This is a genomic window from Bradyrhizobium acaciae (assembly GCF_020889785.1).
Classification (GTDB): Bacteria; Pseudomonadota; Alphaproteobacteria; order Rhizobiales; family Xanthobacteraceae; genus Bradyrhizobium; species Bradyrhizobium acaciae.
Map to the genome: position 1 here is coordinate 1 of NZ_JACMYK010000089.1, position 18,855 is coordinate 18,855.

General features: G+C 64.2%; 19 protein-coding genes and 1 pseudogene. 9 read left to right on the forward strand and 11 right to left on the reverse strand.

The features are described 5' to 3' along the window. The coding region (locus H8A92_RS27160) for an alcohol dehydrogenase catalytic domain-containing protein (RefSeq protein ID WP_229198603.1) at positions 1-443 on the reverse strand (443 nt) is incomplete at its 3' end. Positions 444-820: 377 nt separating this feature from the next. Here H8A92_RS27160 and H8A92_RS27165 point away from each other — a divergent pair. The 7 genes and pseudogenes from H8A92_RS27165 to H8A92_RS27195 all read left to right on the forward strand — a co-directional run bounded on the left by H8A92_RS27165 (position 821) and on the right by H8A92_RS27195 (position 9,330). Then, entirely contained in the window at positions 821-1,594 is a 774-nt protein-coding gene (locus H8A92_RS27165; protein WP_163161095.1) for a motility protein A, read from the forward strand. A 42-nt stretch (positions 1,595-1,636) separates the two neighbouring features. Beyond that, positions 1,637-2,467, forward strand: coding sequence for an OmpA/MotB family protein (locus H8A92_RS27170; RefSeq protein ID WP_163161094.1), 831 nt, complete (start codon positions 1,637-1,639; stop codon positions 2,465-2,467). Positions 2,468-2,580: 113 nt separating this feature from the next. After that, a complete protein-coding gene (locus tag H8A92_RS27175; protein WP_229198604.1) occupies positions 2,581-4,491 on the forward strand; it encodes a potassium transporter Kup in 1,911 nt (636 codons plus the stop codon). Between the two features lie 154 nt (positions 4,492-4,645). Further along, complete coding sequence (locus H8A92_RS27180; protein WP_229198605.1) at positions 4,646-6,571, forward strand: potassium transporter Kup; 1,926 nt, start codon at positions 4,646-4,648, stop codon at positions 6,569-6,571. Between the two features lie 135 nt (positions 6,572-6,706). Then, complete coding sequence (locus H8A92_RS27185; protein WP_229198606.1) at positions 6,707-7,036, forward strand: rhodanese-like domain-containing protein; 330 nt, start codon at positions 6,707-6,709, stop codon at positions 7,034-7,036. Between the two features lie 8 nt (positions 7,037-7,044). Then, on the forward strand, positions 7,045-8,214 hold the full coding sequence (locus H8A92_RS27190; RefSeq protein WP_229198607.1) for an aminotransferase: 1,170 nt from the start codon (positions 7,045-7,047) through the stop codon (positions 8,212-8,214). 7 nt (positions 8,215-8,221) lie between these two features. Then, positions 8,222-9,330, forward strand: a pseudogene (locus tag H8A92_RS27195) (polyamine ABC transporter substrate-binding protein). Between the two features lie 103 nt (positions 9,331-9,433). Here H8A92_RS27195 and H8A92_RS27200 read toward each other — a convergent pair. From H8A92_RS27200 to H8A92_RS27230, 7 genes are all read right to left on the reverse strand, one after another. Further along, positions 9,434-10,369 carry a lipid A biosynthesis lauroyl acyltransferase gene (locus tag H8A92_RS27200; protein WP_229198608.1) on the reverse strand — a complete coding sequence of 312 codons (936 nt, stop codon included), beginning with the start codon at positions 10,367-10,369 and terminating at the stop codon, positions 9,434-9,436. A 20-nt stretch (positions 10,370-10,389) separates the two neighbouring features. Next, positions 10,390-11,667: a beta-ketoacyl-ACP synthase gene (locus H8A92_RS27205; RefSeq protein WP_229198609.1), complete on the reverse strand. Its 1,278-nt coding sequence runs from the start codon at positions 11,665-11,667 to the stop codon at positions 10,390-10,392. Positions 11,668-11,694: 27 nt separating this feature from the next. Beyond that, positions 11,695-12,879, reverse strand: a complete 1,185-nt coding sequence (locus H8A92_RS27210; protein ID WP_229198610.1) for a beta-ketoacyl-ACP synthase — start codon at positions 12,877-12,879, stop codon at positions 11,695-11,697. After that, positions 12,872-13,348: a 3-hydroxyacyl-ACP dehydratase FabZ family protein gene (locus tag H8A92_RS27215; protein WP_229198611.1), complete on the reverse strand. Its 477-nt coding sequence runs from the start codon at positions 13,346-13,348 to the stop codon at positions 12,872-12,874. Before H8A92_RS27215 ends, H8A92_RS27210 begins: the two co-directional genes overlap by 8 nt. A 9-nt stretch (positions 13,349-13,357) precedes the next feature. Next, complete coding sequence (locus H8A92_RS27220; RefSeq protein WP_021081038.1) at positions 13,358-13,657, reverse strand: acyl carrier protein; 300 nt, start codon at positions 13,655-13,657, stop codon at positions 13,358-13,360. A gap of 181 nt (positions 13,658-13,838) precedes the next feature. After that, positions 13,839-14,195: a hypothetical protein gene (locus tag H8A92_RS27225; protein ID WP_229198612.1), complete on the reverse strand. Its 357-nt coding sequence runs from the start codon at positions 14,193-14,195 to the stop codon at positions 13,839-13,841. A gap of 87 nt (positions 14,196-14,282) precedes the next feature. Then, positions 14,283-15,164 carry an ion channel gene (locus tag H8A92_RS27230; RefSeq protein WP_229198613.1) on the reverse strand — a complete coding sequence of 294 codons (882 nt, stop codon included), beginning with the start codon at positions 15,162-15,164 and terminating at the stop codon, positions 14,283-14,285. An 87-nt stretch (positions 15,165-15,251) separates the two neighbouring features. On the opposite strand from H8A92_RS27230, the gene H8A92_RS27235 reads away from it, so the two are divergent. Next, the gene (locus H8A92_RS27235; RefSeq protein ID WP_229198614.1) at positions 15,252-15,878 is read left to right on the forward strand and encodes a ParB-like protein; all 627 of its coding nucleotides are present in this window, start codon (positions 15,252-15,254) and stop codon (positions 15,876-15,878) included. On the opposite strand, the gene H8A92_RS27240 is transcribed toward H8A92_RS27235, so the two are convergent. The 3 genes from H8A92_RS27240 to H8A92_RS27250 form a co-directional block, all read right to left on the reverse strand. Next, positions 15,839-16,351 (reverse strand): MgtC/SapB family protein, encoded by a 513-nt coding sequence (locus H8A92_RS27240; protein WP_229198615.1) that lies wholly within the window; start codon positions 16,349-16,351, stop codon positions 15,839-15,841. The genes H8A92_RS27235 and H8A92_RS27240 overlap by 40 nt on opposite strands. A 22-nt stretch (positions 16,352-16,373) precedes the next feature. After that, positions 16,374-16,952: a peroxidase-related enzyme gene (locus tag H8A92_RS27245; RefSeq protein ID WP_229198616.1), complete on the reverse strand. Its 579-nt coding sequence runs from the start codon at positions 16,950-16,952 to the stop codon at positions 16,374-16,376. A gap of 98 nt (positions 16,953-17,050) precedes the next feature. Then, the gene (locus H8A92_RS27250; protein WP_229198617.1) at positions 17,051-18,652 is read right to left on the reverse strand and encodes an ATP-binding protein; all 1,602 of its coding nucleotides are present in this window, start codon (positions 18,650-18,652) and stop codon (positions 17,051-17,053) included. Between H8A92_RS27250 and H8A92_RS27255 the strand changes: the two genes are divergently transcribed. Continuing rightward, positions 18,651-18,830 (forward strand): hypothetical protein, encoded by a 180-nt coding sequence (locus tag H8A92_RS27255; RefSeq protein ID WP_229198618.1) that lies wholly within the window; start codon positions 18,651-18,653, stop codon positions 18,828-18,830. The genes H8A92_RS27250 and H8A92_RS27255 overlap by 2 nt on opposite strands. The last annotated feature ends 25 nt before the right edge of the window (positions 18,831-18,855 follow it).

Consider the following 18,855-nt stretch of genomic DNA (forward strand, 5'->3'; position numbering starts at 1 on the left):
GCACCGAGCACCAGCAGCTGCTCGCCGGCCTTGAGCGAGCCGCGCTCGCCGAGCGCGTAGAGCGCGGTGAGGTAGTTGGTGCGGAAGGCGGCGGCGGCCTCCATCGACAGTCCGTCGGGCATGATCTCGACGGCGGCTGGCGGCACCACGATATACTCGGCCAACGCGCCCGAGCGTGCCGCGCCCATCACCCGCATGCCCGGCGCGATGCCGGTGACGTCGCTTGCGACCTCATCGACCACGCCGGCGAATTCCACACCGGGCGTGAAGGGCAGGGCATCCTTGGTCTGATAGCGGCCCTCGACTTTCAGGCCATCGACGAAGCCGATGCTCGCGGCATGGACGCGGACGCGGATCTCTCCGGGGCCGGGTTCAAGCGTGGCGATCTGCTTCAGCTCGATCTGATCGATGGGCGCATATTGCTCGACGACGACCGCCTTCATCCTGTCCTGCTCGCTTGTTCGTTTCCTCGAGAGCCTTTTCCGTTCCGATTGAATCGGAACGGGGCTCTCAATTCTTGTGTTGACACGTTTTCTTCACGCGAACCGGTACCCACTTCGCTCGAAAACGCTCTGATCCCACCTATCTCATGTCCGTTGTTCTACGGGGAGGCCTTTTGCGCATGCAGCGACGGCATCCCATGCGGAAATCCAGCATCTTCAACGACATCGCGAGAAGACCGCCGTTTACCCGTTGTTATCCCTACCAAATTCGGTAACGCGTCCTTAATGGCATTAACGATAGGGTTTTTCCACGCGGCCCGCCTTGGGCTGCGCGCCGTCCAGGACGGGCAGGTGTTGCGTTCGCGTTGGAGTTTCTCATGGATATCATGACAGGCGCCGGGCTGTTGGCTGGCATCATCGTCATTTCGGTGATGATGTTCATGGGCGGCGATCTGCACATGTTCATCTCCGAGCACGCCATGATCATCATCTTTGGCGGCTCGATCGCGGCGACGATGATCCGCTTTCCGCTCGGCGTGATGCTGCATGGCCTGCCGCTCGGCGCCAAATTCGCCTTCACCATGAGCCGGCTGTCGGCGCGCGACCTCGTCGACGAACTCGCCCGCATCGCCGAGATCGCCCGCAAGCAGGGCCCGGTCGGCCTGGAGAAGGTCGAGACCGACGAGCCGTTCCTCGCGAAGGGCATCCGCTATGTCGCCGACGGCTACGACCTCGAATTCATCCGCGACAACATGGAGCGCGACCGCGACAATTTCCTGATGCACCTCGACGAGGGCAGCAAGATCTACCGTGCGATCGGCGACTGTGCGCCGGCGTTCGGCATGATCGGCACGCTGATCGGCATGGTGCAGATGTTCGCCAACATGACCGACCCCTCCAAGCTCGGCCCGTTCATGGCAACCGCGCTGCTCGCGACCCTGTACGGCGCGCTGGTCGCCAACCTGTTCTGCCTGCCGATCGCCGACAAGCTGCACGGCAAGCTGCTCGACGAGGAGACCAACCGCACGCTGATCATCGACGGCATCCTGATGATCCGCGACTCCAAGAGCCCCGCGCTGGTGCGCGAGATGCTGCTGGCCTATCTGCCGGAGAAGCATCGCCACGAGGAAGGCGAGCCGGTCCCGGCGTGACCGGCCGGCGGGTTCGGGAAACGCAGCCGGAAGAACGCGACAATGGCCAAGAAAAAGCGCGGCGACGCCCATGGTGGAGGTCACGGCTGGTTCGTGACCTTCGCCGACCTGATGGGTCTGATGATGAGCTTCTTCGTGATGCTCGTCGCGTTCTCCACCATGGACAACAACAAGCTGAAGATCGTCGCCGGTTCGATGCGCGACGCGTTCGGCGTGCAGACCAATGTGCGCTATTCCGGGATCGTCGAGTCCGACGGCCTGCCGACCCGGCCCAAGCTGAAGAATGTCGAGCACATCTCGCCGGAAGAGTCCTCCGCCAATCCGACGCCGGACGAGAAGGAGCGCAGCCAGATCAACGGCGCGCGGCTGAAGATCGACCGTGAATTCGCGCTCGCCTCCGCCTCGCTGCGGCAGGCGCTGCAGGACATGCCGGAGCTGACCGAGATCTCCAAGAACATCATGTTCGAGGAGACCAAGGAGGGGCTCAACCTCGAGATCGTCGACCAGGACGGCCGCTCGATGTTCGCCGACGGCTCCAGGGAGCCGTATGAGCGCACCCGCCGGCTGATCCAGAAGCTCGCCGCGCCGCTGAAGGCGACGCCGCTGAGGATCGCGATCGTGGGGCATACAGCCGCAGGCTTCGTGCCGGCGCGCAGCGATTACGACGCCTTCGACCTGTCCGCGGACCGCGCCAATGCGGTGCGACAGATCCTGGAGCGGGAAGGGCTGCCGCCGTCGCATGTCTTCGCGGTTTCCGGCAAGGCTGACGGCCAGCCGCTGTTTCCCGACGATCCGACGCTGCCGGCGAACCGTCGCGTGACCATCACGTTGATGCGGGAAAATCCGCCCCTGCCGCCGGACCTGAAGCCGTAGCCTCGAAATACCATGCTACCGTCGAGCTGGCTGTTGGTTGGTTGACAGGCGGGGCGGAAGCGTCGATAGCCGCGCGGATCAAAATCAACCGATCGGGCGTTTCAACCTTCGCCATGGCTGCCAGCGTCTCATCCACTGAAGCCCGGGATGCGCAAGCAACAGGCCAGGGCACCTCAAGCTTCTGGGCCCTGACCTTGGGCAGCATCGGGGTGGTGTTCGGCGATATCGGAACTTCGCCGCTCTACGCATTCCGCGAGGCGGTCGGCGGCGCCGCGCACGGCCAGCCGGTCACCCGCATCATGGTGCTCGGGGTGCTCAGCCTGATCCTGTGGGCGCTGTTCACTGTCGTCACCGCAAAATATGTGCTGCTGCTGCTGCGCGCCGACAACAATGGCGAGGGCGGCACGCTGTCGCTGATGGCGCTCGGTCAGCGCGCGCTTGGACGGCGCAGCTGGCCGCTGCTCGCGCTCGGCGTGGTCGGCGCCTCGATGTTCATCGGCGATTCCATGATCACGCCGGCGATCTCGGTGCTGTCGGCGGTCGAAGGCCTCAAGCTCGCCACGCCGCATCTCGAGCACTATGTGGTGCCGCTGACGATCCTGATCCTGGTTGCGCTGTTCGCGGTGCAGCGCTCCGGTACCGCGCGCGTCGCCTCGGCGTTCGGGCCTGTCATGGTGGTGTGGTTCGCCTCGCTCGCGGTGATGGGCGTGGTCCACATCATGGACGATCCGTCGGTGCTGGCGGCGATCAATCCCTATTACGCGCTCCAGTTCCTGCTGACCCACGGCACCGTCGGCCTGGTGACCTTGGGCGCCGTGTTCCTCGCGGTGACCGGCGGCGAGGCACTGTATGCCGATCTCGGGCATTTCGGCCGCAAGCCGATCCAGTCCGGCTGGTTGTTCTTCGTGCTGCCCTCGCTGCTGCTCAACTATTTCGGGCAGGGCGCGCTGGTGCTGTCCGATCCTAGCGCGATCGAGAACTCGTTCTACCGCATGGTGCCTGACGTGCTGCTGCTGCCGCTGGTTGGGCTCGCCACCGCCGCGACGGTGATCGCGAGCCAGGCCGTGATCACCGGCGCCTATTCGCTGATCAGCCAGGCGGTGCAACTCGGATTGCTGCCGCGCTTCGAGGTCCGCTACACCTCGGAGACTCATGCCGGGCAGATCTATCTGCCGCGGGTCAATCGGCTGCTGTTGATCGGCGTGCTGCTGCTGGTGCTGCTGTTCCGCACCTCGAGCGGGCTCGCCTCGGCCTACGGCATCGCGGTTTCGACCACCATGGTCGCCGACGGCATCATGGGCTTCATCGTGATCTGGAAGCTGTGGAACTGGCGCGTGGCGTCGGCAGCCGCCTTGATCCTGCCGTTCGTGATCGTCGACATGACGTTCTTCAGCGCCAACCTGCTGAAGCTGTTCGAGGGCGCCTGGGTGCCGCTGCTGTTCGGCGTCGTGATGGCGACGATGATCTGGACCTGGCGCCGCGGCGCCGCGATCCTCATCGCCAAGACCCGCCGCATCGAGGTTCCGCTGCGCGACCTGATCCGCAGTCTGGAGAAGAGGCCGCCGCACATCGTCAAGGGCACCGCGGTGTTCCTGACCAGTGACCCGAGCTTCGTGCCGACCGCGCTGCTGCACAATCTCAAGCACAACAAGGTGCTGCACGAGCACAACGTGATCCTGACCATCGAGACCGCACCGACGCCCCGTGTCGATGTATCGGAGCGCGTCAACATGGAGAAGGTCAGCGACAAGTTCACCGCGGTGCGGCTACGCTTCGGCTACATGGAATCGCCGAACGTGCCGAAGGCGCTGGCGGTCGCCCGCAAGCTCGGCTGGCAGTTCGACATCATGGCGACCTCGTTCTTCGTGTCGCGGCGGTCGCTGAAGCCGTCCGCCCAGTCGGGCATGCCGCAGTGGCAGGACCATCTGTTCATCGCGATGAGCCGGTCCGCCAACGATGCGACCGACTATTTCCAGATCCCGACAGGGAGGGTGGTTGAAGTGGGTACCCAGGTAACTATCTGAGTCGGCAGCGAATTCCGGCATTGAAAAGCCGTGATCTATGCGTGCTACGCATAGTGGAGGCCTGAATCCGTGCTAACCTATGCATTCCTGCCGGGAGTATAGGCCTGCAACCCGGCATTGTGCGGTGCGGCAGAAGACAGAGGCGCAGCTTCCCATGTCATCCGAGAGTGCGATCACCGCGGCGGAAACGCCCGCGGCAAACGGCCATGGCGAGGCGCATTCAACCGCCACCTTCAAGGCGCTGATGCTCGGCAGCATCGGCGTGGTCTATGGCGATATCGGCACCAGCCCGCTCTACGCGCTGCGTGAGGCCGTGGTCGCGGCTGCCGGCGGCGAGGGCGCCGTGACGCCGCATGCGGTGCTCGGCGTGCTCTCGCTGATCCTGTGGGCGCTGATTGTCGTCGTCACGCTGAAATACGTCGTGATCCTGCTCCGCGCCGACAACAATGGCGAAGGCGGCACGCTGGCGCTGATGGCGCTGGCGCAGCGCGCTGCCACCAAGGGGGCCGGCGCGATCGTGCTGCTCGGCATCATCAGCGGCGCGCTGTTCTACGGCGACGCGGTCATCACGCCGGCGCTCTCGGTGCTGTCGGCGATCGAAGGCATCAAGCTCGTCACCTCGACCTTCGATCCCTATGTCGTCCCGCTCACGGTGGTGATCCTGGTCTTCCTGTTCGCCGTGCAGTCGCGCGGAACGGCGCGCGTCGCGGCCTTCTTCGGGCCGGTGATGTGCGTTTGGTTCGCGGTGATCGCCGTTGCGGCGCTGCCGCAGATCGCGCGGCATCCCGAGGTGTTCCTCGCATTCAACCCGGTGCTTGCGGTGTCGTTCATGCTGCATCACGGCGTGATCGGCTTCATCACGCTCGGTGCCGTGTTCCTCGCCGTGACCGGCGCGGAGGCGCTCTATGCCGACCTCGGCCATTTCGGCAAGCGCCCGATCCAGACCGCGTGGATGTTCATCGTGCTGCCGTCGCTGGCGCTGAACTATCTCGGGCAGGGTGCGCTCCTGATCGGCGATCCCAAGGGCATCGAGAACCCGTTCTTCCTGATGTTCCCGGACTGGGCGCTGATCCCTATGGTCGCGCTCGCGACCTTGGCGACCGTGATCGCGAGCCAGGCCGTAATCACCGGTGCCTACTCGCTGACCCGGCAGGCGATCCAGCTCGGCCTGCTGCCGCGGTTCGAGATCCGCCACACTTCGGAAGCGCATTCCGGGCAGATCTACATGCCACGCATCAACCGGTTCCTGTTCATCGCGGTGATCGTGCTGGTGCTGATGTTCCGCTCGTCGAGCGCGCTGGCCTCGGCCTACGGCATCTCGGTGACCGGCACCATGGTGGTGACCGCGATGATGGGCTTTGTGGTGATCTGGAAGGTCTGGCGCTGGTCGCCGATCGCCGCTGCGGCGCTGGTCGCGCCGTTCCTGTTCCTCGACATCACGTTCCTTGCCGCCAATTTGCTCAAGGTGTTCGAGGGCGGCTGGGTGCCGCTCGCGCTTGGCGGCGCCATGATCGTGGTGATGTACACGTGGCGGCGCGGCAGCCGGCTGCTGTTCGAGAAGTCGCGCAAGCTGGAATTCCCACTCGCCGATCTCGTCGCGATGCTGGAGAAGCGGCCGCCGCAGCGTGTCTCCGGCACCGCGGTGTTCCTGACCAGCGATCCCGTCAGCGCACCGACAGCGCTGATGCACAGCCTCAAGCACTACAAGGTGCTGCACGAGAAGAACGTCATCCTGACCATCGAGACCGCGCCGACGCCGCGCATCGATCCCTCCGAGCGGGTACGGATGGAGCAGCTGACCGAGACCTTCTCCAAGGTGACGCTGAAGTTCGGCTTCATGGAGCAGCCGAACGTCCCGAAGACGCTGGCGATCGCCCGCAAGCTCGGCTGGCAGTTCGACATCATGTCGACCTCATTCTTCCTGTCCCGCCGCGCGCTGAAGCCGGCGGCGCATTCGGGCATGCCGAGCTGGCAGGACCATCTGTTCATCGCGCTGAGCCGCTCGTCGAACGATGCGACCGACTATTTCCAGATTCCGACCGGGCGGGTGGTCGAGGTCGGCACGCAGGTCACGATTTAGGGCGCACGACCTATCGTTTCTGCACGACATCTAACCCGTTTCGGACGCTTGATTTTCTTGCCGCGAGAGGCGACTTTGCGCCCCGAACGGCGAGCCGCGCGATGCTCGCCAATTGATAGTCGGGAGGATATTTCCGTGGCGGACCACAAGGTGGAAGATTTGTTTCCGGACGAGGTGTCGAAGGGCATAGCGGAAGGCCGCTATCTCTTGGTCGACGTCCGCGAGCCCAATGAGGTCGCAGTCGAAGCCTATCCCGATGGCGTCGTGGTGCCATTGTCGACCTTCGACCCGGCCGCTATCCCCGATCCGAGAGGAAAGCAGGTGGTGTTCGCCTGCCGCTCCGGCAAGCGCTCGGTGACGGCCTCGCTGGCCGCCCAGGCCGCGGGCCTGCCCTACGACAAGCATCTGGCGGGCGGCATCATCGGCTGGAAGGCGGCGGGATTGCCGACCAAGACGGGCGGCTGATCCCTGACATGACCTCCATGAACAAGGTCTTCGCAGACCTTCCCGTCACCATCTTCGAGGCGATGTCGCAGGCCGCGCGCGACAACAACGCCATCAATCTCGGACAGGGCTTTCCCGACGATCCCGGACCGGAGGACATCCGTCGCGCCGCCGCGGATGCCTCCATCAACGGCTACAACCAGTATCCGTCGATGATGGGCATTCCGGAGCTCCGTCAGGCGATCGCATCGCATTACGGCCACTGGCACGGGCTCAAGCTCGATCCGATGACCGAGGTGATGGTCACCTCCGGCGGCACCGAGGCGCTGACCTCCTCGATCCTCTCCGTGGTCGAGCCGGGCGACGAGGTGGTGTGCTTCCAGCCGGTCTATGATTCCTATCTGCCGATCATCCGCCAGGCCGGTGGCATCCCGCGGCTGTTGCGGCTCGAGCCGCCGGAGTGGCGACTGAACGAGGAGATGCTGCGCAGCGTCTTCAACCACAAGACCAAGGCGGTGCTGTTCAACAATCCGCTCAACCCGGCCGCGGTGGTCTATCCTCGCGAGGACCTCGAACTGCTGGCGCGGTATTGCCAGGAGTTCGACGTGGTCGCGATCTGCGACGAGGTCTGGGAACACGTCGTGTTCGACGGCCGCGAGCACATCCCGCTGATCACGATTCCGGGGATGCGCGATCGCACCATCAAGGTCGGCAGCGCCGGCAAAATCTTCTCGCTGACGGGCTGGAAGATCGGCTTCGTGTGCGCCGCGCCGCCGCTGCTGCGCGTAGCGGCGAAGGTGCACCAGTTCCTCACCTTCACGACGGCCCCCAATCTGCAGGCCGCCGTCGCCTACGGCCTCGGCAAGCCGGACGATTATTTCCTCGACATGCGCAAGGACATGGCGCGGAGCCGCGACCGCCTGACCAAGGGGCTGGAGAGCATCGGCTTTCCGGTGCTGAAGTCGCAGGGGACGTATTTCCTCACCGTTGATCTAGCGCCGCTCGGCCTCAACGAGACCGACGCGGAGTTCTGCTGGCGAATTGTAAGGGATTACAAGGTTGCGGCTATTCCGGTGTCGGCGTTTTACGAGCAGGATGCTGTGACGTCCGTCGTGCGTTTCTGTTTCGCCAAGAAGGACTCGACGCTCGACGCCGCGCTGGAGCGGCTGTCGGACGCGGTTCACCGCCGCAAGAGGTAGGGCCAGGATGCGAGAGCAGCACCGTCGTCTCGTCAGCATCGTCGGCGCGGTCGCGACGCTCCTGCTGCTCTCGGCCTCCGCCGGCGCCGAGGATCGTACGGTCAACTTCTACAATTGGTCGAACTACATGGCGCCGGGAGTCCTCGAGGACTTCACCAAGGAAACCGGCATCAAGGTCGTCTACGATACGTTCGACGCCAACGAGACGCTGGAGACCCGGCTGCTCGCGGGCAAGTCCGGCTACGACGTCGTGGTGCCGACCGGTTATTTCCTGCAGCGGCAGATCACCGCGAAGGTGTTTTTGAAGCTCGACAAGTCAAAGCTGCCGAACCTCGCCAATGCCTGGCCGGTGGTGACGGAGCAACTCGCGACCTACGATCCCGGCAACAATTTCGGCGCCAACTACATGTGGGGCACCACCGGCATCGGCTACAATGTGAAGATGGCGGAGAAGATCCTCGGGCCTGACGCGAAGATCGACAGCTGGGACATGGTGTTCAAGCCGGAGAACCTCGCCAAATTTAGGGATTGCGGCATCCACATGCTGGATTCCGCCGACGACATCCTGCCGGCGGCGCTGAGCTATCTCGGTCTCGATCCGAATTCGACCAGGCCGGCGACCTCGAGAAGGCCGCCGATCTCGTCACCAAGATCCGGCCCTATGTGCGCAAATTCCATTCGTCCGAATATCTCAGCGCGCTGGCCTCGGGCGAGATCTGCTTCGTGGTCGGATGGTCGGGCGACATCATGCAGGCCCGCAGCCGGGCGGCGGAAGCCAAGACCGGCGTCGAGATCGGCTACACGATCCCGAAGGAGGGCGCGCAGATGTTCTTCGACAATCTCGCAATCCCCGCCGATGCCAAGAACGTCGCTGAGGCCTATGAGCTGATCAACTACCTCTATCGTCCCGACGTCGCGGCGAAGAACTCGAACTTCCTGTCCTACGCCAACGGCAATCTGGCGAGCCAGAAGCTGATCGATCCGAAGATCTTCAACGACAAGAACATCTATCCTGACGCGGCGATGCAGAAGAAGCTGTTCGTGATCACGGCGCGCGATCCTGCGACGCAGCGGATCATCAACCGGCTGTGGACGCGCGTGAAGACGGGGAAATAGGTCTATCCGTCAGTGCGAGGAGCGAAGCGACGAAGCAATCCATTTCTCCGCGCATGCGGAGCGATGGATTGCTTCGCTTCGCTCGCAATGACGAGTGTAGGACCTACCGCCAGCGCCGGTGCAGCCAGAGCCACTGATCCGGATACTCGCGGACCCAGCCCTCGACGATGTCGGTGATCGCCTGCGTCGTGCCCTGGATATCGACCTGGCCGGACGCGTCGAACACCGGCTTCACTTCCTCGGTGACCTCGCCGCGGAAACGGCCGTCGGGCAGGCGGATGATCCGCGTGCCGTGGATCGGGCAATCGATCTGCCGGCGCAGGCGCGCCAGCAGCGGGTTCGCGGTCGTCTTGCGGCCGAAGAAAGTGACGGGAACGCCGTTGGTCAAATACTGGTCGACCAGCATCGCGACGTGCTGGCCACGCTGAAGCGCCTGCGCCAGCTTGAGCGGCGCGTCGCGGCCGGCCGGCACCAGCGTACCCAAATTGACGGCGCGGATGCGTTCGATGGCGCGGTCGGCTGCTTCGATGTTCGGCCGCCGGAACAGGATCGTGGCGTCGAGGCCATGCGCGGCGGCAGCAATAGGCGAGAGCTCCCAGTTGCCGAGATGTGCGGCGAAGAACAGTGCCGGCTTGCCGTCGTCACGCAATTGATCGAACAGCTGCTTGCTGCGCGCCGAGAATTCTACGCGGCCCGGCTTGTCGGGATTCTTGGGGTCATGGTCCCAGATGCGGTCGATATGCGCGAATTCGGCGCCGATCCGTCCGAGGTTGTGCCAGACGCCAGTCAGGATCTCTTCGATTTCCTGCGGTGACTTGTCCGGGAAGGCGGCCGTGAGGTTCTCGCGGCCGATGCGATCCTCACGCAACCGGCGGCCGATGAAATGCGCGGCGTGGCCGAAGAATCGTGCGGTCTTCTCCGGATCGAAATAGCGCGTCGTGCGCAGCAGCCCGGTCGTCAACGCGCCAATGGCGACGTTGGTCACGGGCTTTGCAGCGTCACGCAGGTGCGCCCTGGTACGAAGGAGCAGGCGTTTCATCGGATGAGGCGAGGCGTGGATCAGGCCGGTTCGCGCGTCAGGATCAGCGAGGCGTTTTGCCCGCCGAACCCGAACGAGTTCGACATCACGGCGGTCACCTTGGCGTCGCGCGCCTTGTTGCCGACCACGTCGAACGGGATCGCGGGATCCGGCACCTCGTAATTGATCGTCGGCGGAATCCGCTGATGCTCGAGCGTGAGCAGCGAGAAGATCGCCTCGACGGCGCCGGCGGCCGAGATGGTGTGGCCGACCATCGATTTGTTCGACGACACCGGAATGTTCTTGGTGTGCTCGCCGAACACCGCCGAGGTGGCCAGATATTCCATCTTGTCGTTTTCCGGGGTCGAGGTGCCGTGCGCGTTGATGTGATCAATCTGCTCGGGCTCCATGCCGGCGTCGGCAAGCGTCTTGCGCACGCAGCCGATCGCCGGCTTGCCGTCGGGGGCCGAGCGGGTGCGGTGGAAGGAATCGGTCAGCTCGCCGCAGCCGGCGACGACGCCGAGGATGCGTGCGCCACGCGCGATCGCGGCGTCGTAGCTCTCCAGCACCAGCGCGCCGGCGCCTTCGGCCATCACGAAGCCGTCGCGGTTCTTCGAGAACGGCTTGGAGGCGGCCTGCGGCGGATCATTCTGGGTGGAAAGGGCCGAGAGCAGCGAGAATCGCACCATGGCTTCCGGATTGACCGAGCCGTCGGTGGCGATGCACAGCGTTGCATCGGTTTCGCCGCGGCGGATGGCCTCGACGCCGAGCTGGATCGCGGTCGCGCCGGATGCGCAAGCCGTCGAGAGCGAAATCGGCGATCCCTTGGTGCCGAAAGTCTCGGCGAGGCTGAGCGCGACCGAACCGAACGTGAAGCGCCGGTGGAAGTGCGCAAACTTCCCGCCGCTGCAGGTCGCCAGATATTCGATGATGCCAAAGTCCTTGGTCGGAACCTCGCGCGCGACTTCGAGCCGCTGCGGCCATTCGGTCTCGATCGGCGCAACCGCCAGGAACAGCGGGCCGGGGAAGTCGCCCTTGCTGCCGATGCCGGATTGCTCCAGTGCCTCTTCGGCCGCGATTTCCGCGAGGCGCTGCGACAGGCTGGTCGACGAGAACGGATCGACGGTGACGAAATCGACGGCGCCGGCCATCGTCGTCTTCATGCTGTCGAGCGGAAAGCGCGTGACGGTCTTGATGCCGGACTCGCCTGCGCTGAGGCGCTTCCAATTGTCGGTCTTGCCGCCGCCGAGCGACGTCACGATTCCCATGCCGGTCACGACAACGATCGGTCGGCCGAATTTATCGCGTGGTGCTGTCATGGTGTCCCCGTCGGTGCTTGCGCCGAATTACTTGACGGCCTCGACCAGTGCCATGCCTTCGCCCTGCCAGTGGCCGACCCCCAATACGACAATCTGGGTTGGCGCTTCGGTCTTTTCAACCTCCAGCCCGGTCGGGTCGTTGGCCGGATAAAGCGCGCCGCGCGAGATCGACAGCGCGGCCAGCGCGAGCCCGAGCGGGAACTGCGCCTCCATGGTGTGTCCAAAGGTCGTTCCGGTGGCGCGCACGGCAAGGCCGGGGTGCTGACCGAGGAATTCGCGCTCTTCGGCGGTCGCAGGCTCCGCGCCGGTCGCACCCGTGATCAGCATGGCATTGGCATCGTTGACACCAAGCTGCGGCCACATCGCCTGCAGCGATTGCGTCACTGCGCCGGGCTGCTTGCGCTTGGCCAGATCGGCGACCACCTTGGTCAGCTTGGCGTACGGCTTGGCGCCGCGTGCCTCGGCGTGCTCGCGCGATTCCATCACCAGGAAGGCGCCGGCGGAGCCGATCGCGAAGCCCGGGTTATTCCTGCGGGCCCAGACTGACGTATGTTGTTCCTTGAGGGCGAAGTCGCCGAACGAATAGAGCATCAGCAGGTCGCCGCGATCGCCATTATGGGCTGCGCCGACCAGGGCGATGTCGCTCTGTCCGGCCCCGATGCGCGCGACCGCGATCCGCGCGGCGTCGATGCTCGCGGCTTCCTCGCCCATGAAGGTGCGCGACGTCCCGCACACGCCGTGGACGATCGCGATATTGCCGGCGAGCAGATTGGAGAGCTGCGCCAGGAACAGCGTCGGGCGCAGCTCGTTCATCAGCTTTTCATTGAGCAGGGCAGGGGGCAGCTTGCCCTGCGCGTCGGCGTTCATGATCGCCAGGTCGACATTGAGGTCACGCTCGCCGCCACCGGCCGCGATGATCATGTCCATCCGCGACAGGATTTCCTGATTGCCTTTTACGCCGGCGGAATCGAGCGCCAGCCCGGCAGCATAGGTGCCGATCCGCTGCCACATCTCCATCTGACGCTGATCGCCCTTCTTCGGGATCTGGGCATCGAAGCTGACGGGGGCGATCGGATGGATCACGTAGGGCGCGAGGCGCTTCTCGTCGGCATTGACGCGCTTGGCGCCGAGCGCATCCCAATGCGTATCCAGCCCCTCGCCGAGCGAGGAGAGCAGGCCTACGCCGGTGATCCAGACTTCCTTCTCAGCCATTATTCATTGCCTGCAGCGGAAACCCGATCTTGTTGGCCATCGCGTCCATGTGCACACGCAAGTCCGGGCTGGGAAAGGGGATATGACGGAAGGTCAGCTCGGCGTTGCATTTGAGCTCCTTGCCGACGCGGACCTTCGCCGAGGTCACGGTGAAGCCTGAACCTTCGTGCTCGATCTTGGCTTCGATCGTCAGCGTCGATCCGGGGCTGACGAAGCCACGCATCTTCGCTTCCTTGACCATGGCGAGGAAAGGCATGCGCTCGAACTTGGTCAGACCGAGGATCAGCCAGCCGGAGCTCTGGGCCATCGCTTCGGTGAGCAGCACGCCGGGCATGATCGGGTAGCCCGGGAAGTGCCCCGCGAACACGGAATGGCTGTCCGGCGGGACATCCGCTTCGACGACAATGGTCCTTGCGTCGAGGTTGAGGTCGACGATCCGATCAATCAGCTGAAAAGTTTCAAGCTGCATGATGGGCGATTACGAGGCCGAGCCCGTGCCCGCGTTCTTGGCCGCAACCAGCTCGTCGATGCGGTCGGCGAGATTCTGCAACACGAAGTACTGCTCCGTCGTGGCCTTGCCGTCGTTGACTTCCTGGGTCCACTTCTCGAGCGGCATCTTGATCCCGAAGGCCTTGTCGATGGCAAAGGCGATGTCGAGGAAGTCGAGGCTGTCGATCCCGAGATCGTCGATCGCGTGGCTCTCCGGCTTGATCGTATCGCGCGGGATGTCGCAGGTCTCCGCGATAATGTTGGCGATCTGCTCGAATGTGGATGACATCATTAAGCCTTTGATATATTGAAGGTAATTCCGGGTCTACTTGGAGGAGGCGGGCGCGTTGCCCCGGAAATCCCTATTGCTGCTGCCGGAGTCGTGTGCCCGTATATCGGAGCAGGGCCGTTAGTTCAATGGAGCTTGGCCAGCCTGGCAAGGACGGTTTTTGGGCACGGTTCCGGTGAGCCTAGCTGCGCGGCATCACCGTAATCTTCGCGCAATCTCGGCGACCCATCAGCACGCAATCCTGGGTCTTGCGCAGATCGGCGATGCTCATGGCGAGCCAGATACCGATTGCGGTGAGTGCCACCGTGAAGGCGAAGGCGGCGATGTTGGCGAGCATGCGCTGGCGGAAATCGTCCGGCTCCTCGCGCGGCTTCTCATAGCGGGAGAGGTCGTTGGCGACGGAAACAGGAGCGATGGAAGCCGGGCGGGTCGAACGGACCGGCTGCTCGCGCTTGCCCGGCGGCTGGGCCGAAGTACGCGGCCGGAATTTGAGCACCACGTGCTCGTCATCCGAGGAAATTGGCCGCTGCGTCTTCACTGTTGTCAGTCCGGTCGCATCACCGCTGATGTTTAGCATGTTCGCCGCGCTACACACCTAAAATCTTGATGCGCGCAGAGGTGGTATTCATCCTTCGAGCGTCTCGTGGAACCGACTGTAGTCGATCCGCAGGCGGCCGTCCTCGGTCGTGCGCAGGATCTCGGCATAGCGATAGCCGATGCGGATGTCGGAATGCTCGTAGGATTTTCGCGCATGCACAGTTTGCGCTGCAACGTCGTCATAGCCCGAGACGATGAGCCCGAGACCGGCGTTGACGGCTTCGAGGCCGGCGGCGTCGAGACCGTAGAGCGGGCTGTCCTGGTCGATCACATGAAACAGGGTCCAGCTCAGCGCCAGCGCCGGGCTTTCGCTGCGCACGAGCGGCAATTCATAGAACCGGCGATAGGCCATGCCTTCCTTGCTGACGCCGTTCTTGAACAGCCACAGCCGCGCGGTGGCATTGGCGATGATGTTGTGCCGTTCGTTGGCAAGCCGGATCATCAGCGTCGGCTGCCCCTCATGGTCGGAGATCACCGGATTGTCGGCGAACAGCAGGCGTGCGCTCGGCCGCGAGAAGCGGGCGAAGATCAGTCCGGTCATCAGCGACATCGAGAAGATGCCGGTGAACAGCTCGATAGCGGCGATGAAGTGCCCGTAATGCGTCTGCGGGTGCATGTCGCCGTAGCCGGCGGTCGAGAGCGTCTCGATGCTGAAATAGAGGTAGTCGACGTACTGGCCGTCGGGCACGTTGGCGATCGGATGATCGCCAAGCCAATAGAGCAACGCGAACACGGCGTTGAATGCAATGAACACCAATGCTGCACCGCCAATAAAGGCGGGCCAGGATGCCGTCATGCAGCGATGGCTGATGTCTGCCCAGAAACTGAGCTCCAATCCCTCGGTCACCACCTCGCGATTGCCGAGGCGGACCGTGCGGGCCTTCAGGCGCTCGTTTGCTCGCAAACTCATTCCGTCGAACCGGCTCTTTCGTGTCCCTGTGGCATCATGTCATAATGGAACCCATTCCGGAGTGCCGGTCAAACGGGAGTACAATTCATGGCCCATACGCGCGAGCCTTACGTCAAGCCGGTCCCGATCATGTCGCTGCGGCCGACCCAGATGACGGTTGGCATGCATGAGGTGAAGGAGAAGCGGAAGCGCTGGCGCGAGCACAGCTCGGACAAGAAGCGCGCCGAGCTGCTCGGCAAGCACATGATCCCGGTGGTCCATGGTCCCGACGATCGCTACTACGTGGTCGATCATCATCACATGGCGCGGGCACTGCACGAAGAGGGCGTCAAGGACATCCTGGTCACGGTGATCGGCGATCTCACGATGGTCGAGCGTGACGTGTTCTGGGGCGTGATGGACAACAAGCGCTGGGTCTATCCCTACAATTCCAAGGGCGAGCGCTGCCACTTCAGGGACATTCCGAAATCGATCAAGGATCTCAAGGACGATCCGTTCCGCAGCCTTGCCGGCGAGATGCGCCGGGCCGGCGGCTTCGCCAAGGACACGACGCCGTTCAGCGAATTCCTGTGGGCGGATTTCCTGCGCCGCCACATCCCGCGCAAGACGGTGGAGAACAATTTCGCCAAGGCGCTGGAGAAGGGGCTGGCGCTGGGACGCAGTGGAGGAGCGGTCTATCTGCCCGGCTGGTGCGGGCCGGCATCCGACGACTGACCGGGCGCGGCCTCCGGCCTGTGCTGATCCTCCTTGCCGCCGAGCGCGTGGTGCAGCCACCGCTCGGTCCGCTTGCCGAAGGTCAGCAGCAGGAATGCAAGCACGAGTGCGGTGAGGACGATAGGCCAATGTCCGGCGCCGCAGACAATCCCGACGCATGCGGCGAAGAACGCGCATGCGGCGCTGGTCAGACCATGGACGTGATATTGATCGCCCCGCCGGACGATCACGCCGGCGCCGAGAAAGCCGATCCCGGTCAGCACGCCCTGGATCACGCGGCTGACCGCATCGGTGAATTTCCCGGGATCGACCCCATGCAAGGCCAGCAGCACGACGGTCGCGGTCGAGAGGCTGACGAGACCGAGCGTCTTCAGGCCGATCGGCTTGCCGCGCAGGTCGCGGTCGAGTCCGATCGCGCCGCCGGCAAGGGTCGCCGCACCGAGACGCAGGACGATTTCGCTCCAGTCTGCCAAGATGTCCTCTACAAGCCGTCCTCTATTTCGGTTGCCGCCCGAGCATGTAGAACTCGGCGTTCGGCCGCATGCCGGTGACGTTCGCGAGCCGGTTCGAGAGTGCGAAGAACGCCGCCACGGCAGCGATGTCCCAGACGTCGTCGTCGCTGAAGCCATGGGCGGCGAGCGCCGCGAAGTCCGCCTCCGCGACCTCCTCGGCCGCGCGGCTGACCTTGATGGCGAAGTCGAGCATCGCGCGCTGCCGCGGCGTGATGTCGGCCTTGCGATAATTGACCGCGATCTGGTCGGCGATCTCCGGATTCTTGGCGCGGATGCGCAGGATCGCGCCGTGGGCGATCACGCAATACTGGCACTGGTTGGCGGCGCTTGTCGCCACCACGATCATCTCGCGCTCGGCCTTGGAGAGCCCGGAGTCCTTTTCCATCAGCGCGTCGTGATAGGCAAAGAACGCGCGGAATTCATCGGGGCGATAGGCCAGCGTGAGGAATACGTTCGGCACGAAGCCGGACTTCTCCTGCACCGCCAGGATGCGGGTGCGGATATCCTCGGGGAGCCTGTCGAGAGCGGGCGTCGGGAAGCGTTTTGCGGTCGGCTGCGTCATGAGGTGGTTCCGGCATGCCGCATCGATGCGGCGTCAAGCAAAACCATAGTCGATGACGGGGTGGGCGCAAGGCGCATCGGCGCCTCGGCGGAATGATGCTAGCGCAGCGGCTTCTTCAGGAGCGAGAAGCGGTCCGGATCGAGGCCAAGTGACGGCTGCAACATCGGCGCTTCGGCCGGCGCCATGGTGCGCGGCGGCGCCGGAGGGTTGAAATTGGCGTCGCCGCTCGGGCTGTCGCGATGCGAGGTGGCACCGCGCCAGCGCTCCAGCACGGCACTGACGAAATGCATGTCATGGCCGGCGGTGACCGACGGCACCGTTGCGATGGTGGCCTCGCCGCGCGGCAGCTGGTGCGGCGGCACCTCCTTGAAACGCAGCCGCGTCGGCAGCGCCACGCCTTCGCCGAATGCCAGCACTTCGCGGGTGCCGAGCGAGGGCACGAACGACAGCAGATTGGCGGCGGCATCCGACACCGCCGAGCGCAGCAGCGCCTGGTCGCGGTCGTTGGCAAGGCGCATGGTGAACAGCGTGTTGCACTGGGAGATGATGGTGGCGTCGAGCTCGGCCGGACGCTGGGTGATCAAACCGAGATAGACGCCGTATTTGCGGCCTTCCTTGGCGATGCGCGACACCGCCTTGCGGGTCGGTCCGAAGCCGATGTTGCGGTCGGCGGAGGCGTAACGGTGCGCCTCCTCGCAGACGAACAGCATCGGCGAGACGCCGTCGCTCCAAAGCCCGAAATCGAACGCCATGCGGCACAGCACCGACACCACGGAATCGACGACTTCGGCCGGGAAACCCGCGAGCTGCATGATGGTCATCGGCTTGCCGTTGGCGGGCAGGCGGAACAGGTGGCTGATCACCTCGGCCATGGTATCGCCGCCGACATTGGCATTGTCGAACATGAAGGCGTAGCGCGGATCGTTGCGCACCGCGTCGATGCGCGAGATCAGCTTGTGATAGATGATGCGCGAGGAGCGGTTCTCGAGCTTGCCCATGCGCTCGTCGATCAGCGAGATCAGGTCGACGAGGCGATAGGGCACCGGCGTATCGACAGTGTAGCCGACCTGCTTGGGATCGACGCGCTTCAGCCCGAGGCCGACCCGATCGGAATTCTGGTACTGGGTGTAGATTCCCTTCGCCATCGGAATCACTTCGGCGAGGATGTCGAGCTCTTCGGGCACGCCGGGCCGGCCGCCGAACAGCACGTCGACGATCTCTTCGAAGTTGAACAGCCAGAACGGCAGCTTCAGGTTTCGCGGGTTGAGCACCTGCGCGCGCTCGCCGAAGCAGCGACCGTATTCGTTGTGCACGTCGAGCAGGAAGATGCGCAGGTTCGGCCGCGACTTCAGGATCTCGTTGAGCAGCAGCGACACGCCGGTGGATTTGCCGACGCCGGTCGAGCCGAGCACCGCGAAATGCTTGGAGAGCATTTCCTCGACGTCGACATAGGCGATCACCGAGCGATCCTGCTGCAGCGTGCCGACATTGATCTGGTCCGAGCCGCTCGGCGCATAGACCGTGCGCAGCTCCTGGTTCGTGATCAGATCGGTGCTGTCGCCGATGGTCGGATAATGGGTGACACCGCGCTGGAATTTCGGCCGGTCGCCGCCAAGGATCTCACCGAGCAGGTCGACCGAGGCGGTTGCCATGTACTCGTCGGACGGTGGCAGGTGCTCGCAGGTGACCTCGGTGATCATGGCGACGATGACCGAACTCGCGCAGCGGATGCTGACGAACCGGCCCACGGTTGCCCGCATTTCTGAAAGCTGCATCTGGCCGCCCGCCAGCAGCCCAATCCGGGCCTGCGAGCCGCGCACAGAGATCACACGTCCGAAGGATGTCACAGTTCTCGCCTGGCTCGTTCTCAAAATCTAAATGTTCGGACCAATATGCCCGCCCG

Bases quoted from the DNA above. Each gene is read 5' to 3' on its own strand.
- H8A92_RS27165 (WP_163161095.1), top strand. From the start codon at position 821: ATGGATATCATGACAGGCGCCGGGCTGTTGGCTGGCATCATCGTCATT.
- H8A92_RS27170 (WP_163161094.1), top strand. From the start codon at position 1,637: ATGGCCAAGAAAAAGCGCGGCGACGCCCATGGTGGAGGTCACGGCTGG.
- H8A92_RS27175 (WP_229198604.1), top strand. From the start codon at position 2,581: ATGGCTGCCAGCGTCTCATCCACTGAAGCCCGGGATGCGCAAGCAACA.
- H8A92_RS27180 (WP_229198605.1), top strand. From the start codon at position 4,646: ATGTCATCCGAGAGTGCGATCACCGCGGCGGAAACGCCCGCGGCAAAC.
- H8A92_RS27190 (WP_229198607.1), top strand. From the start codon at position 7,045: ATGACCTCCATGAACAAGGTCTTCGCAGACCTTCCCGTCACCATCTTC.
- H8A92_RS27200 (WP_229198608.1), bottom strand. From the start codon at position 10,369: ATGAAACGCCTGCTCCTTCGTACCAGGGCGCACCTGCGTGACGCTGCA.
- H8A92_RS27205 (WP_229198609.1), bottom strand. From the start codon at position 11,667: ATGACAGCACCACGCGATAAATTCGGCCGACCGATCGTTGTCGTGACC.
- H8A92_RS27210 (WP_229198610.1), bottom strand. From the start codon at position 12,879: ATGGCTGAGAAGGAAGTCTGGATCACCGGCGTAGGCCTGCTCTCCTCG.
- H8A92_RS27215 (WP_229198611.1), bottom strand. From the start codon at position 13,348: ATGCAGCTTGAAACTTTTCAGCTGATTGATCGGATCGTCGACCTCAAC.
- H8A92_RS27220 (WP_021081038.1), bottom strand. From the start codon at position 13,657: ATGTCATCCACATTCGAGCAGATCGCCAACATTATCGCGGAGACCTGC.
- H8A92_RS27230 (WP_229198613.1), bottom strand. From the start codon at position 15,164: ATGAGTTTGCGAGCAAACGAGCGCCTGAAGGCCCGCACGGTCCGCCTC.
- H8A92_RS27235 (WP_229198614.1), top strand. From the start codon at position 15,252: ATGGCCCATACGCGCGAGCCTTACGTCAAGCCGGTCCCGATCATGTCG.
- H8A92_RS27245 (WP_229198616.1), bottom strand. From the start codon at position 16,952: ATGACGCAGCCGACCGCAAAACGCTTCCCGACGCCCGCTCTCGACAGG.
- H8A92_RS27255 (WP_229198618.1), top strand. From the start codon at position 18,651: ATGGCGACGATGACCGAACTCGCGCAGCGGATGCTGACGAACCGGCCC.
- H8A92_RS27250 (WP_229198617.1), bottom strand. From the start codon at position 18,652: ATGATCACCGAGGTCACCTGCGAGCACCTGCCACCGTCCGACGAGTAC.